This is a genomic window from Streptomyces capparidis, assembly GCF_054782095.1.
The window spans coordinates 45849-59748 of the sequence record NZ_BAAGTD010000034.1 but is presented as its reverse complement, the minus strand read 5'-3'; the positions used below and the strand labels follow the sequence as shown (position 1 = coordinate 59748).

The 13900-nt window shown below is 78.0% G+C and carries 13 protein-coding genes and 1 pseudogene; 7 read left to right on the top strand and 7 right to left on the bottom strand.

Going from position 1 to position 13900, the window contains the following annotated elements:
- Nucleotides 1-47: 47 nt before the first annotated feature.
- Entirely contained in the window at nt 48-1139 is a 1092-nt protein-coding gene (locus tag ACYVO2_RS24850; RefSeq protein ID WP_461010191.1) for an acyltransferase family protein, read from the bottom strand.
- A gap of 377 nt (nt 1140-1516) precedes the next feature.
- Here ACYVO2_RS24850 and ACYVO2_RS24845 point away from each other — a divergent pair, with 377 nt between their 5' ends.
- From ACYVO2_RS24845 to ACYVO2_RS24820, 6 genes are all read left to right on the top strand, one after another.
- The gene (locus ACYVO2_RS24845) at nt 1517-1960 is read left to right on the top strand and encodes a J domain-containing protein (RefSeq protein ID WP_461010190.1); all 444 of its coding nucleotides are present in this window, start codon (nt 1517-1519) and stop codon (nt 1958-1960) included.
- A gap of 162 nt (nt 1961-2122) precedes the next feature.
- Entirely contained in the window at nt 2123-4018 is a 1896-nt protein-coding gene (dnaK, locus tag ACYVO2_RS24840) for a molecular chaperone DnaK (protein WP_461010189.1), read from the top strand.
- Nucleotides 4015-4620, top strand: a complete 606-nt coding sequence (grpE, locus tag ACYVO2_RS24835) for a nucleotide exchange factor GrpE (RefSeq protein ID WP_461010188.1) — start codon at nt 4015-4017, stop codon at nt 4618-4620. Before dnaK ends, grpE begins: the two co-directional genes overlap by 4 nt.
- A gap of 70 nt (nt 4621-4690) precedes the next feature.
- Entirely contained in the window at nt 4691-4777 is an 87-nt protein-coding gene (locus tag ACYVO2_RS24830; protein WP_461010226.1) for a putative leader peptide, read from the top strand.
- An 84-nt stretch (nt 4778-4861) separates the two neighbouring features.
- Entirely contained in the window at nt 4862-5353 is a 492-nt protein-coding gene (locus ACYVO2_RS24825; protein WP_461010187.1) for a cysteine dioxygenase, read from the top strand.
- Between the two features lie 44 nt (nt 5354-5397).
- Nucleotides 5398-5886, top strand: a complete 489-nt coding sequence (locus ACYVO2_RS24820) for a rhodanese-like domain-containing protein (RefSeq protein ID WP_461010225.1) — start codon at nt 5398-5400, stop codon at nt 5884-5886.
- 64 nt (nt 5887-5950) lie between these two features.
- On the opposite strand, the gene ACYVO2_RS24815 is transcribed toward ACYVO2_RS24820, so the two are convergent.
- Both ACYVO2_RS24815 and ACYVO2_RS24810 read right to left on the bottom strand, forming a co-directional pair.
- The gene (locus ACYVO2_RS24815) at nt 5951-6667 is read right to left on the bottom strand and encodes a YqjF family protein (protein ID WP_461010186.1); all 717 of its coding nucleotides are present in this window, start codon (nt 6665-6667) and stop codon (nt 5951-5953) included.
- A 52-nt stretch (nt 6668-6719) separates the two neighbouring features.
- The gene (locus tag ACYVO2_RS24810; RefSeq protein ID WP_461010185.1) at nt 6720-7655 is read right to left on the bottom strand and encodes a Rieske (2Fe-2S) protein; all 936 of its coding nucleotides are present in this window, start codon (nt 7653-7655) and stop codon (nt 6720-6722) included.
- 34 nt (nt 7656-7689) lie between these two features.
- Between ACYVO2_RS24810 and ACYVO2_RS24805 the strand changes: the two are divergent.
- Nucleotides 7690-8076 (top strand): annotated as a pseudogene (locus ACYVO2_RS24805) (hypothetical protein); the annotation flags it as partial.
- A 66-nt stretch (nt 8077-8142) separates the two neighbouring features.
- Here ACYVO2_RS24805 and ACYVO2_RS24800 read toward each other — a convergent pair.
- The 4 genes from ACYVO2_RS24800 to ACYVO2_RS24785 all read right to left on the bottom strand — a co-directional run bounded on the left by ACYVO2_RS24800 (nt 8143) and on the right by ACYVO2_RS24785 (nt 13747).
- A complete protein-coding gene (locus tag ACYVO2_RS24800) occupies nt 8143-9126 on the bottom strand; it encodes an SDR family oxidoreductase (protein WP_461010184.1) in 984 nt (327 codons plus the stop codon).
- A gap of 102 nt (nt 9127-9228) precedes the next feature.
- Nucleotides 9229-9519, bottom strand: a complete 291-nt coding sequence (locus ACYVO2_RS24795; RefSeq protein ID WP_461010183.1) for a hypothetical protein — start codon at nt 9517-9519, stop codon at nt 9229-9231.
- 29 nt (nt 9520-9548) lie between these two features.
- A complete protein-coding gene (locus tag ACYVO2_RS24790) occupies nt 9549-10802 on the bottom strand; it encodes an SWIM zinc finger family protein (RefSeq protein WP_461010182.1) in 1254 nt (417 codons plus the stop codon).
- Entirely contained in the window at nt 10799-13747 is a 2949-nt protein-coding gene (locus ACYVO2_RS24785; RefSeq protein WP_461010181.1) for a DEAD/DEAH box helicase, read from the bottom strand. The genes ACYVO2_RS24790 and ACYVO2_RS24785 overlap by 4 nt, the downstream gene beginning before the upstream one ends.
- Nucleotides 13748-13900: the final 153 nt, after the last annotated feature.

Genomic DNA, 13900 nt, shown 5'->3' with positions numbered 1-13900 from the left:
GTCCGGCGGCGGGCCACCCCGGCCCGCCGCCTCACCGGCCCGCCGCCTCACCGGCCCGCAGCCTCCGCCGTCCGCGGAGCCGGAGCCGGGGCGGCCGGGGCCGGCGGGGCGGGCGGGGTGCGGCGGAAGGCCCAGTCCAGGCGGGGCTCCACCAGGGGGCGCAGGGCGCGGCGTACCGGTGGGGAGCTCAGGGCCAGGGCGAGGGCCACGGCGAGGGCGGTGACGGCGAGTTCGCCGGCCGGGGTGTGCCAGAACGGGCGGTCGTACCAGCCCTCCCAGGCCGCCGTCCGGATGACCAGGCCGTGCAGCAGATAGGTGTACAAGGTGCCCTCGCCGAGCGCCGTGAACCAGGTCCGCCGCCGCGGCACCCACGCCAGGAACGCCGCCACCAGCAGCGACGACCCCGCGAGCAGCCCGAGGGAGGCCGGCAGGCCGGTGGTCCACGGCACGCCCAGCTCTCCCCAGCTCCGCGAGCGCACCGCCCACTCGGAGCTGACGCCCTTGTCCTGCACCCAGTAGGCGAGCGCGACGCCGCCGAGCAGCACGGGCACCGCGGCCGCCCGCGCCCCCGGGGCGCGCAGCCGCTCCCAGTCCCCGGGGCGCAGCAGCAGCCCGGCGACGAAGAACGGCAGGAACTGGAGCACCCGGTCCAGGCTGAACGCGGACCCGATCTCGGAGGCCGTCCCGGCGAGCGCGACGGCCACGGACGCGCCGAGCGCCACGCGCCGGCGCATGGCGAGCCACACAGGCGCGGTGACGCGCCAGGCCAGCAGCGCCATCAGGAACCAGGTCAGGTACCAGGGCTGGAACAGGCTTATGTCGTTGCCGCGGTCGTCCACGGCGTTGCCGTAGAGGGTGTAGACGGTCTCGAAGACCGCGTACGGCACGGCTATGCCCGTGATCAGGCGTCTGGTCTGGCCGGGCCGGTACTCGAAGGAGCGCGAGAGGTGTCCGGCGATCAGGATGAACACCGGCATGTGGAAGGTGTAGACGAACAGGTAGCCCGCCGAGACCGCTCTGCTGTCCTTCAGCGGCTGCCAGGCGTGTCCCATCACCACCAGGACGATCGCCAGCAGCTTCGCGTTGTCGAAGAACGGGTCCCGACCCGTCTCGCGCGCCGTCCCCGGGCCCGCCGTCATCCAACCGCCTCCTCGGTGGGGACGGCCGGCAGCGCCCTCCGCGCGCGGCGACGGGGGGCTCCGGCCGTCCGGTTTCCTCGCTCTCCGGTCCCGCCCACTCCTTGCCGCGCGTACGTTCGAGCAATCACCCTAGTGGTACGGAGACCGGCGACGGAATGCCCTGTTCCGGATGAGCACGCCCACCGGAGCGGGAGGAGCGGCCCCGTCCGGGGGCTCCGCCGCCGGTGGCGGGCCGGGCCGCGGAGGGCGGCGAGGGCCGCCGGTTACCGGCGGCCCCGCGGGGTACTGCCAAGGTCCGGCCCCGGTGGGTGGCCGGTCGTCCGAGGGGCGGCGCGCCGCGCGCCCGGCGCCCGCCCGCACGGCAGGAGGTGGCGGCGATGCCGGAAGCCGATCCCCCGCGGGACCACTACGCGGTGCTCGGGGTGGCGCCCTCCGCCTCGCCCGGGGAGATCACCGCGGCCTACCGGGGGCTGGTCCGCTCCCTGCACCCGGACGCCCGCCCGTCACGGCCCGGGGCGCGGCGGGAGTTCGAGGACGTGGTGGCGGCCTACGCCGTGCTGCGGGACCCGGCGCGGCGGGCCGCCTACGACGCGCGGCGGCGCGGGCGGACGCGCGGCGGGGTGCGGGTGTCGGTGCGCGTCACGCGCCGGACCGCGGCGGACCGCCCCGCGCGGCCGGGCGGGCCGCGGCCGCCCCTGGTGGACCTGACCGTCGCGGGCCGGGCCGGGCCCGCCGGACCCGGCAGGGGCGACGATCCGCTCGAGGGCGTCACACTGCTCGACCTCCTGCGGTGGCTGCGGGACGCGGCGCGGCGGCGGTGACCCGGGGCCGGGCGGGGCGGCGGGCAGGCTCCGCCGCGCGGTTCCCCCGGGCACTGCGCACTATGGGAGTACGGCGCACACCCCCGCACACCGGAAGAACGGGACACGCGCCCGCACAGGTCCTTCGCACGTGGACGCGGACCGCAGGGTGAGGAGAGGACCATGGCACGAGCAGTGGGTATCGACCTCGGCACGACGAACTCCGTGGTCTGCGTGCTGGAGGGCGGCGAGCCCACCGTCATCACCAACACCGAGGGCGCCAGGACCACCCCGTCGGTGGTGGGCTTCGCCAAGAACGGCGACGTGCTGGTGGGCGAGGTCGCCAAGCGGCAGGCCGTGACCAACGTGGACCGCACCGCCAGGTCCGTCAAGCGCCACATGGGCGAGTCGCAGTGGCGCTTCCCGGACTCCGGCACCATCGACGGCAAGCGGTACACGGCGCAGGAGATCTCCGCGCGGGTGCTCCAGAAGCTGAAGCGGGACGCCGAGGCGTACCTGGGCGAGGAGGTCACCGACGCGGTGATCACCGTCCCGGCGTACTTCAACGACTCCCAGCGCACCGCCACCAAGGAGGCCGGGGAGATCGCCGGGCTGAAGGTGCTGCGGATCATCAACGAGCCCACGGCCGCCGCGCTCGCCTACGGCCTGGACCGGATGCACGACCAGACGGTGCTCGTCTTCGACCTCGGCGGCGGCACCTTCGACGTGTCGCTGCTGGAGATCGGCGAGGGCGTCGTGGAGGTGAAGGCCACCAACGGCGACACCCACCTCGGCGGCGACGACTGGGACCAGCGGATCGTCCAGCACCTGGCCAAGCGGTTCAAGGACGGCCACGGCATCGACCTCACCAAGGACAAGATGGCCACGCAGCGGCTGCGGGAGGCCGCCGAGCGGGCCAAGATCGAGCTGTCGGCCGCCACCGAGACCACCGTCAACCTGCCCTACGTCACCGCGTCCGCCGAGGGCCCGCTGCACCTGGACGAGAAGCTCACCCGCGCCCAGTTCCAGCAGCTCACCGCGGACCTGCTGGAGCGCTGCACCGGCCCGTTCCACAACGCGGTCAGGGACGCGGGGATCGAGGTCTCCGCGATCGACCACGTGATCCTGGTCGGCGGCTCCACCCGGATGCCCGCCGTCACCGAGCTGGTCAAGGAGCTCACCGGCAAGGACCCGCACAAGGGCGTGAACCCCGACGAGGTGGTGGCCGTGGGCGCGGCGCTGCAAGGGGGCGTGCTCAAGGGCGAGGTCAAGGACGTCCTGCTGCTCGACGTCACCCCGCTGTCCCTCGGCATCGAGACCAAGGGCGGCATCATGACCAGGCTCATCGAGCGCAACACCACGATCCCCACCAAGCGCTCGGAGATCTTCACCACCGCCGAGGACAACCAGCCGTCGGTGCAGATCCAGGTCTACCAGGGCGAGCGCGAGATCGCCGCGTACAACAAGAAGCTCGGCATGTTCGAGCTCACCGGCCTGCCGCCCGCCCCCCGCGGCGTCCCCCAGATCGAAGTGGCCTTCGACATCGACGCCAACGGCATCATGCACGTCACCGCGAAGGACCTGGGCACGGGCCGGGAGCAGCGCATGACCGTCACCGGCGGCTCGGCGCTGCCCAAGGACGACATCGACCGGATGATGCGGGAGGCCGAGCAGCACGCCGAGGAGGACCGCCGCAGGCGCGAGGCGGCCGAGGCCCGCAACCAGGGCGAGCAGGCCGCCTACCGCACCGAGCGGCTGCTCGCCGACAACGCCGACCAGATCCCCGGCGACGTGCGCGGCGAGGTGGAGACGGCGCTGGCCGAGCTGAAGGAGACCCTGGCGCGCCAGGACGCGGACACCTCCTCGGTGCGCCAGGCCACGGACCGGGTGACCGCGGCGGCCCAGAAGGTGGGCACCGCCATGTACGCGCGGGCGCAGCAGGACCGGGGCGCCGCCGGCGGGACCACGCAGGGCGCGGAGGGGGCGGAGGGCGCCGGGCAGGGGGCGGAGGGCGCCGAGGAGGAGGTCGTGGACGCCGAGGTGGTGGACGAGGACCGGCGGCAGGGAGGCGCCGGATGAGCCGCAGGAGCGGAGCCGGGCGCCCCGGCGGGCATCCGCTGACGCTGGTGCGGGACCAGCCCCGCCCGGAGGGGGGCGCGCTGGTGCCGGTGGGCCCCGGCGGCGCGGGCAGGGCCGGGCCCGGCGCGGGCAGGACCGCCGCGCCCGCCGCCTCGGAGGCGCTGCGGGAGCGCGCGGAGGAGCTGCGGCGGGTGCGGGAGGAGTACGCCGCGTTCCGCGGGCGGGTGCGCCGCGACCGGCTGGCGGTGCGGGAGATCGCGGTGGCCAATGTGCTCGGCGGGCTGCTGCCGGTGCTGGACGCGATCGCCGGGGCGCGGGCGCAGGGCGAGGTCACCGGCGGGTTCGCGCGGGTCGCCGAGGTGCTGGAGCGGGAGCTGGCGGAGCTGGGCCTGCGGGCGTTCGGCGCGGTGGGCGAGCCGTTCGACCCGGCCGTGCACGAGGCCGTGTCCTACGCCACCGGCCCGGAGGTGCGCGGCCCCACCTGCGTGGCGGTGCTGCGGCCCGGGTACCGGGTGGGGGACCACCTGCTGCGGCCCGCGCAGGTGGCGGTCGCCGGGCCGCCGGACGAGGGGCCGCGGGAGCCGGACGGGCCCGCCGGGTGAGGCCCGCGGGCCGGGCGCCCGCCCCGGGTCGCCTTGACCGCGGCCCCGGGCTGCTGGAAATCTTGCATCCGTGACGACAGGGAAGCGCTTCTTCGCGCGGCACCACGTGGACCTGGTCCGCGTGGCGAGCGCCCTGTGTCACCGCGGCCGTCCCTGACGGCCGCGCCCGGTGCCCCGAAGGGCCCGGTGTGCGGCTGCCCCCGCACACCCGCCCCTCGTCCAGCACACCGGGAAGCCCAGCATGTCCATCGTTCTTCCGCCCTCCCCCGCCCCTGCCCCGACCCGCGGCGCGCTCGCCGACACGGTGCGCCGCCTCACCGCCCGGCCCGACCTGTGGCGGCCGCTGGTCCGCTTCGACGCCGCCGAGCGCTACTACACGCGCCTGGTCCGCGCCGAGGACCACGAGGTGTGGCTGCTGACGTGGCTGCCGGGCCAGGGCACCGAGATCCACGGGCACGGCGGCTCCCGCGGCGCGTTCGCCGTGGCCGCGGGCGAGCTCACCGAGCGCTCGTTCCCGCCCTCCCCGCAGCCCGTCCGCCCCGCCCCGTGGGCGCTGCCGACCGGGGCCGTGCGCGGCTTCGGGCCCCGGCACGTCCACCAGGTCGCCAACCACGGAGGCACTCCGGCCGTGAGCATCCACGCCTACTCCCCCGCCCTGACCACGATGGCCTACTACCGCCACCTGCCCGACGGGCGCCTGGTGCGGGAGCGGGTCGAGCCGGTGGACGCGTGAGCACCGGACGGGACGTGGCGGACACCGACGCGAGGGGGAACGACATGGCGGGGAACGGCGGGCACGGCAGCGGCGTGGGCGGCGACGGCGGGCGTCCGCGCGCGGCCGGGCCGGGCGGCGCGGGCGGCCTCAAGGGCATCGACCGCCATCTGGCCGAGGTCCGCCGCGGCCTGGACCGGGTGGACCCCCACCGGGCGCACGCCGAGGCCGCCGCGGGCGCGCTGCTGGTGGACACCCGGCCGGAGGTCCGCCGCCGCACCGAGGGCGGCATCCCGGGGGCGCTGGTCATCGAGCGCAACCACCTGGAGTGGCGCTGCGACCCCACCAGTGAGGGCGCGCTCCCGCAGGCCCGCTCCGCGGACGTGCGCTGGATCGTGTTCTGCGACGAGGGCTACGCGTCCTCGCTGGCCGCGGCGTCCCTGCGGGCGATCGGCCTGACCCGGGCCACCGACCTGTCCGGGGGCTTCCGGGCCTGGCGGGCCGCGGGCCTGCCCGTCACCGCGCCGGGGCGGGGGCCGGACCCGGGCGCGTGACGGCGCCCGCGGCGCACGGCACGGGGGCGGGGCGGCGGCGTGGACTCCCGTCCACGGGAGGCACCTACGTCGCCGTCCGCCCCTTCCCGGGCGCGGCGCCCCGCCGCACCGGGTGCGGCAGGCCCAGCCGCACCCGCCGCACCCCCTCGCTGTAGTGCGCGACCGGCTCGCCCCGCGGCGGCGGCAGCCCGGCCGCCGCGGTCACGGTCTCGCTCAGGTGCTCCACGGCGCAGGAGGCCAGCGGCCACGGCTCGTGCTCCACCGGGGTCTCCACCAGGACGCCGAGCCGCTCGGTGAACGCGCGCCACCGGCCGGTGAGCCACACCGCGTGCTCCGACGGCCCGGCGGGCCCGCCGGGCCGCACGGTCAGCCGGTACCCGGCGCCACCGGCCAGTCCCGCGCCGGTGTAGGTGACGGTGCCGCCGCGCGCGGTGATCCCGAGGCGGCCGACGTGGTAGGGGGCGCCGATCGCCGTGCGGGCGGCCGCGGTCAGCGGGTTCGCCGCCTCCAGGGTGAAGAACCACAGGCCGTCCACGCCGCCGGACCGACGGACGTAGGTGCGCAGATTGGTCTCCGGGAACGCGGCCAGCGGCGGCACGGACATCAGGAACGGGGTCAGGCCCACCCACGCCGCCCCGCCGTGGGTGTCCACGGTCAGGCCGCGCGGCAGCAGCGCCTGCACGGCGTCGGGCGGGTAGGCCCAGTGCACGAACGTCTGCCGCAGCCACCCGGACCACACCAGGGGCAGTCGGACCCGCTGCTCGGGCTCCCGCGACACCACGGCACCGCGAGTGCCCGCGGCGGGCGGCGGGCAAACCCGGGGCGCCCCGCGGTCACCGGTGCAGGCGGGCCTCGACGCGGCCGTCCACCACCCGGGTGTCGAACGCGGGCTGGGGCGCGGTGGCCGGGCCGCGCACGTTGTGGCCGTCCGTCAGCCGGAAGGTGCTGCCGTGCCACGGGCACCGCACGCAGTTGTCGGCGACCTCGCCGCCGGACAGCGGCCCGCCCAGGTGGCTGCACTGGTCCGCCAGCGCCCGCACCGTGCCGCCCGCGTCCCGCACGGCGACCACCGGCACGCCGTCCACGTCGGCGCGCACCGGCTGCCCGACGGGGAAGTCGGCGACCTCGCCCAGCGGGTGCCAGCCGGGGGCGACGACGTGCGGCACGTGCTCGGCGTGGTTGGCGCCCGCCGCCTGCCGGTACGCCAGGTGCCCGCCGAGCGCGCCGCCCACGCCGATCGCCGCGAGGCCAGCGAAGCCCAGGGCCCGCCCGGCGCGGTGCCGCCCGCGCAGCCGGGCCACCAGGGAGGCGCCGTACAGCGCGACCGCGCCGAGGTTCGCCGCGGCGTGCACCACGCCGACGCGCTCCTGCTCGGGGTGCAGCTCAGCCCAGTCCACCCAGCCCGCGACCGCGGCCGGTCCCGCGGCGGTCAGGCCCAGCGCGACCAGGGCGGACGCGGAGCGCCGCTCGCCCGGCAGCAGGTCCAGGGCGGCCGCCGAGGCCCAGGCGCCGATCGGCAGTTGCACCAGCAGGGGGTGCACCGGGTGGCCGAGCCACCGGCCGTGCAGGGCGTCGCGGGCGCCGCCGAGCGGCAGGGCGCGCACGCCGCGCCGCAGCGGGCCGGTCACCGCGTCCACGGCCTCGGCGCGCTCCAGGCGGTCCACGGCGGACAGGACGCGGCCCTTGCGTTCCGGGGTCGGCAGCACCCGCCGGACGGTCGCGGTGCGGAACGGGGCGAGGGCGGCGAGGGAGTGGAACCTGGCGGTCATGGGCCCCGGGTTCCCTTCGGCCCTCCCGGCAAACCGGGCGGCGGCCGGGCCCGCCACCGAGGGCTCCGCGGTGGACGTGGTGGCGCGGCACCTGGACGCCGACGGCGAGCGGCTCGACCCGCGCACGGCCGCGGTGGAGCTGCTCAACGTCGTCCGGCCCACGGTCGCGGTGTGCTGGTTCGTCGCCTGCGCCGGGCACGCCCTGCACCGCCGCCCCGGCGAGGACATCACCGTGGCGCTGCTCGCCGCGCCAGCCCCGAGGCTGGCCCGGTTGGAGTACCGGATGCCCGAGCAGGACCTGCGGATCCCGCTGGGCCGCGTCCCCGCCCGCATGCGCAGCGGCTTCGTCATCAGCGGCGTCCGGCCGCCGGAGCGGCCCGGGGAGCCCGCGGACGCCGCCGTCGCCCAGCAGGGCGGCTGAGCCCGCACCGCACGCGGGGGCCGCGCCGCGGGACGAGCGGCGCGGCCCCCGCGTGCGTTCCTCGGCTCAGCGGGCCGCGAGCAGCTTGCAGGCCGCGCGGCGGGAGACCGCGGCGGCGGCTGTGGCGACCGCCGTCGCCATGGCCGCCCGGCGCAGCGCCGTGCGGCGGCGGCCGCCCCACCCGCCGTGCACCGCGCCGTCGCCGGGGGCGGCGGGCACGTGCAGGTTGCCGTGGGTGGCCGGGGCCGGCTCGTCCGCGAAGTGGGTACGGTCCACCTGCCGGGCCATGATCCGCTCCGCCAGGCCCGGCGCCAGCCTCGCCTGCCGCACCACGGCCCGTCCCGCGGGCCCGATCGCGACCTCGCGGCGGGGGCGGCGGGCCAGGGCCACGACGGCGCGGGCGACCCGCTCCGGGGTGTACACCGGCGGCATCGCCACCGCTTTGCGGCCCAGGTGGTTGGCGGCCTGCGCGAAGTGCGGGGTGTCGACGCCCGGCGGCAGCACCGTGCACACGTGGATGCCGTCCTCCCCCTCCAGGCGCAACTGCTGGCGCAGGCTGGTGCCGAGCGCCCGCACGGCGTACTTGGACGCGCTGTAGGGGTGGCTGTAGGGCTGGGCGACCGCCCCGGCGACGGAGGAGATGTTGACCAGCGTGCCGGTGCCCTGCCGCCGCATCACCGGCAGGGCGGCGCGGGCGCCGTGCACACAGCCCATCACATTGACGTCGAGGACCTTGCGGAAGTCCTCCAGCGGCACGTCCTCGAACCGGCCGAAGGCGTTGACGGCGGCGTTGTTCACCCACACGTCGATGCGGCCGAACCGGGCCACGGCCTGCCGGGCCAGGTTCTCCACGGCCCCGGCGTCGGTGACGTCCGTGGGCACCACCAGCGTCCGCTCGCCGCGGCACTCCGCGGCCGCCCGCTCCAGCTCCTCCGTCCGCCGCGCCGCCAGCACCACCGCCCAGCCCCGGCGGGCGAAGGCCGCCGCGGTGGCCCGCCCGATCCCGCTGGACGCCCCCGTGACGACCGCGACCCGATCCCGTTCACGCATCCCGCGCTCCCTCCGGCTCCGGCTCCGTTTCCGACGGCCTCCGCGCGGGCGGGTACCCCCGATCGGCGCGGCGACGCCCGGCCGGGCGGACGCGGGCCCGGGTCAGAAGGGGGCGGCTCCCTCGCCGAGTATGTCCAGGGCGGTGTCCGGGCCGTGCCGGGTGGCGGTGGCGGAGGTGTTGGTGGTGATGAAGCCGGCCTCGCTTCCGTCGGGCAGGCGCAGCGTGCCCCGGGAGGCGCTGAACAGGGGCAGCGGGCTGGTGCCGGGGGCGGGCGCCAGGGTGCCGCCCCAGTCGGTCAGGTCCTCGTCCGCGCCGCTGTGCAGCTCGGCGGTGACGGGGATGTGGGTGCCGTCGCCGGTGACGACGGTCGCGGGACCGGTGTAGGTGGTCATGGCGGGGGATCGTAGCGGCGCGGGGCCGGTCAGGACCCCAGCAGTTCGGCCAGGGCGGTGGACGGGTCGGGGTGGCCGGGCGCGGCCAGGTGCCAGGCGCGGCCGGCGCGGCGGAACGGGTACCAGCACGCGTCGCGGCCGTAGCGCAACTGGATGTCGCGGCCCGGCAGGGTGAGGCGGTTGCCGGAGATCCGGGGTTCGGGCAGGTCGTCCCAGTCGGCGAGCAGCGCGGTGCGGGCGCGGGCCAGCTCGTGGCGCGGCGGGGTCCACTCCTCCTCCAGCGCGGCGAGCCCGGCCCGGCCGGCCAGTCGCCACGCCCCGGCCGCGCGGTCGAGCAGGTCGGGGTCGCCGCACGCCTCGCGCAGCCGCGCGGCCACCCGCGGGTCGGGGTGGGTCGCCGCGATCCGTACCAGGTCGGGCCACCGCTCCAGCGGCGGACGGGGGGCGGCGGCGCGGCCGTGGAGGTAGCCGAGCAGCTCCCCGGCGCGGGCCGCGGCGTCGGCGACCAGCCGGTCCAGCGGGTCGGCCTCGGTGTCCGGCGCGGGGCCGCCGGGCAGGGGCGGCAGCGGCGGCAGGGGGACGGGCGGGCGGGCGTAGGCGTCGTCCGCCGGGTCGCCCCCGGCGGCCGGGGACCCGTCCCCCGCCCCGGCCGCCCCGGCGCCGTCCTCCTCGTCGTCGTCCTCGCCGTCCTCGCCGTCCCCCGCCAGCGCCCGCAGCAGCACCGCGGACTTCAGCTCCTCCGCCGCCCGCCGGGTGTCGCGGCCCCGCAGCAGCAACAGCAGCGCGGGGTCCTCGTCCAGCAGCCAGGACACCTGGTGGCACAGCGCCGCGGCGTGCGGGCAGGGCTGCTCGTAGGCGCCGCAGTCGCAGTCGGTGTCCAGGTCGCCGTAGGCGGGCAGCAGCCGCACCCGGGCGTCCTCCGCGGCGTCGAGCAGCTCGGGCGGCAGCGCTCCGGCGAGCAGCGCCTCCGCCTCGGCGGGCCGGGCCGCCACCGTCTCCCACAGCCGCTCCCACGCGGCCTCGTCCAGCACCTCGACGGTGGCCATGGCCCGGTGCACGGCGCCGCCCTCGCGCACATGGGTGACGACGTGCCCGGCGCTGACGGTGACCGGCCCCAGCCGCCCGGAGCGGGCGTGGGCGCGGCCCCGGCGCAGCGGCTCGGGGTCGAGCACGGTGTCCTCCACCGCCTCGCTCCAGGCCAGGCCCCAGAAGGTGCCGGGCCGCCCGCCGCGGCGCGCGGCGAAGGCGGGGAAGGTCCGCGCCTCGGTGTGCTCCCCGCTCATCGTGTGCTCCTCAGCTCGACCAGGTTCGCCAGCTCGTCGTTGGTCAGCGCGGTCAGCGCCTGCTCGCCCGTGCCGAGCACGGCGTCCGCGAGCCCCTGCTTGGCCTCGAGCAGCGCGGCGATCCGCTCCTCCACGGTGCCCTCGGTGAGCATCCGGTGGACCTGCACCGGCCGGGTCTGCCCGATGCGGTACGCCCGGTCGGTGGCCTGCGCCTCCACGGCCGGGTTCCACCAGCGGTCGTAGTGCACGACGTGGTCGGCGCGGGTCAGGTTCAGGCCCGTGCCCGCGGCCTTCAGCGACAGCAGGAACACCGGCGCCTGCCCGTCCTGGAAGCGCCGCACCAGCTCCTCGCGGCGCCGCACGGGCGTGCCGCCGTGCAGCAGCAGCGCGGGCACGCCGCGCTCGGCCAGGTGCCGCTCCAGCAGCCGGGCCATGGCCACGTACTGGGTGAACACCAGCGCGGCGCCGCCCTCCGCGGTGATGGCCGCCAGCAGCTCGTCCAGCAGCTCCAGCTTGCCGGAGCGGCCCGGCAGCGCGGTGTCGCGCTCCTCCTTGAGGAACTGCGCCGGGTGGTTGCAGATCTGCTTCAGCCCGGTGAGCAGCTTCAGCACCAGGCCGCTGCGGGCGATGCCCTCGCTGCCGCGGATCGCCGCCAGGCAGTCGCGGACGTGCGCCTCGTACAGTCGCCGCTGCTCGGCGGTGAGCGCCACCGGGTGGTCCGTGACGGTCTTCGGGGGCAGTTCGGGGGCGATGCCGGGGTCGGACTTGCGGCGGCGCAGCAGGAACGGCCGCACCAGCTCGGCCAGGCGCCGCGCGGTGGGCCCCGGCTCGGCCGCCCGCCCCGCGGGCCCGTCCGGCGCGGCGCGCTCGGCCTCGACGGGCGCCGCCCAGGTGCGGCGGAAGTGGGCGTGGCCGCCCAGCAGCCCCGGGGTGGTCCAGTCCAGGATCGACCACAGCTCGGTGAGGTTGTTCTCCACGGGGGTGCCGGTGAGGGCGACCTTGGCGGCGGCGGGGACGAGCCGCAGCGCCCGGGCGGTGCCGGACGCCGGGTTCTTCACGTGCTGCGCCTCGTCGGCGACGACCAGGCCCCACCGGTGGGCGGCGAGCCGCCCCGCGTCCAGGCGCATCGTGCCGTAGGTGGTGAGCACGAACCCGTCGCCGGCGCCGTCGAGGGTGCGGCCGGGCCCGTGGTAGCGGCGCACCGGGGTGCCGGGCGCGAACCGGCCGATCTCGCGCTCCCAGTTGCCGAGCAGGGAGGCCGGGCAGACCACCAGGGTGGGGCCGCGGCCGGCCCGCTCCTCCTGCCGCAGCAGGTGCAGGGCGATGAGCTGCACCGTCTTGCCCAGGCCCATGTCGTCGGCGAGGCAGCCGCCGAGGCCGAGCGAGGTCATGCGGGCCAGCCAGCGCAGGCCGCGCAACTGGTAGTCGCGCAGGGTCGCGGCGAGCGCGGCGGGCGGCTCCACCGGCTCGCCGCCGCCGTCCGGGTCGGCGAGGCGGCGGCGCAGCGCCACCAGCCACGGCCCCGGCTCCACCCGCACCTGCTCGTCGCCGACGGTGGCGCAGCCGGTGAGGGCGACGGCGAGCGCCTCGATCGCGGTGAGCGGCTTCAGCTCCCGCTCCCGGGCCCGGCGGGCGGTGGCTGCGTCCACCAGCACCCAGCGGCCGCGCAGCCGCACCAGCGGGTGGCCCGCGGCGACCAGGTCGGTCTCCGCCTCGGTGAGGGGCTCGCCGTCCAGGTCGAACCGGCGGCGGAAGTCCACCGTGCCCGCGCCGAGGAACTCGCGCAGGTCGCCGTCCGGGACCCGGTCGGCGCCGACCACGGCCCGCGCGGTCAGGCCCGCCGCGGCGTCCTTCGGCCAGGTCACGTCGATGGCGTGGGCGCGCAGCCGGGCGGCGCCCGCGCCGAGCAGGTCCTGCGCCTCCCGGTCGGTGAGGGTGAGCGCCGACGGCACGGGCAGCAGGCCGGACAGCGGCTCCCACAGCTCGGCCGCGCGCCGCAGGGCGCGCACCGTGTCGGTCTGGGCGCGCGGCCCGAACCCGGCCGCGCCCGCCGCGGAGAACAGCGCCCCGGCGTCGGCGCGCAGCGCGGGGTCGGCGAGGCTGTGCACCTCGGGCACCAGGCGCAGGGCGGGCGGGGCGCCGCCGTCCGTGTCCCCGGCCACCTCCAGGCGCAGGGTGAGGCGCACCCCGGAGTCCAGGCCCGCCGCGATCTCCTCCGCCCAGGAGCGCAGCTCGGGCACGTGGCTGGGCTCGGCCGCGGCGAACGCGGGACGGCCGGTGGCGACGGCCGCCGCCGCGGTCCGCGGCAGCGTGTCGGCGACGGCGTCGACGAACGCGCGGACCAGCGGCGCGGCGTCCGGCAGCAGCAGCGGGCCGCCGTCCGGGACGGGCACCGGCACGGCGCGGGCCTCCGGCGGCGCGGCGGCGGCCAGCTCGTGCAGGCGGCGGGCGTCCTCCGCGTCCAGCGGGCCCGCCCGCCACGCGTCGTAGCCGCCGTCCGACACTCCGGGCAGCAGCCGCTCCCGCGCGGCCAGGTGCAGCGCGAGGGCCGCGGCGGCGCCCCAGAACGCGGCGGAGTGGCTGGGCGCCGGCCCGTCCTCCCCGTCCCGGCGGCCTTCCCCGTCCCGGCAGCCTTCCCCACGCCTGCGGCCTTCCCCGCGCCTGCGGTCTTCCCCGTACCCGCGGCGGGCCGCCAGCAGCACGGGCAGCGCCTCGGCGACGGTCAGCCGCAGCACCGTCGCGGTCCGCCGGGCGACGCCGCCCTCCGCGCGGACGGCCAGGCACGCCTCGCCGCGCTCACCGGCCGGCAGCGGCGGCAGGTCCGGGGCGGCGAGGGCGTCCGGGTCCCAGAACGCCAGCCGGCCGGTCCGCGCCGGGTCCCCCGGCTCGAACACGACCGCGAACCGCGTCAGCGGCTCCGCCTGGTCAGGCGCCAACCACACCATCGTGCCGCTCCCCCGCTCCGGGCCGCCGTCCACTCGGGCGGCCCGCTCGACTCCGGGTAGGGGTACCACAGGAGGAGGGGGTGCCGCACATGGCGGCTCCCCGCCCGTCGCCGCAGGTCCGGGCTACCGTGGTCCCCGGCCCGCCCTCCCGCG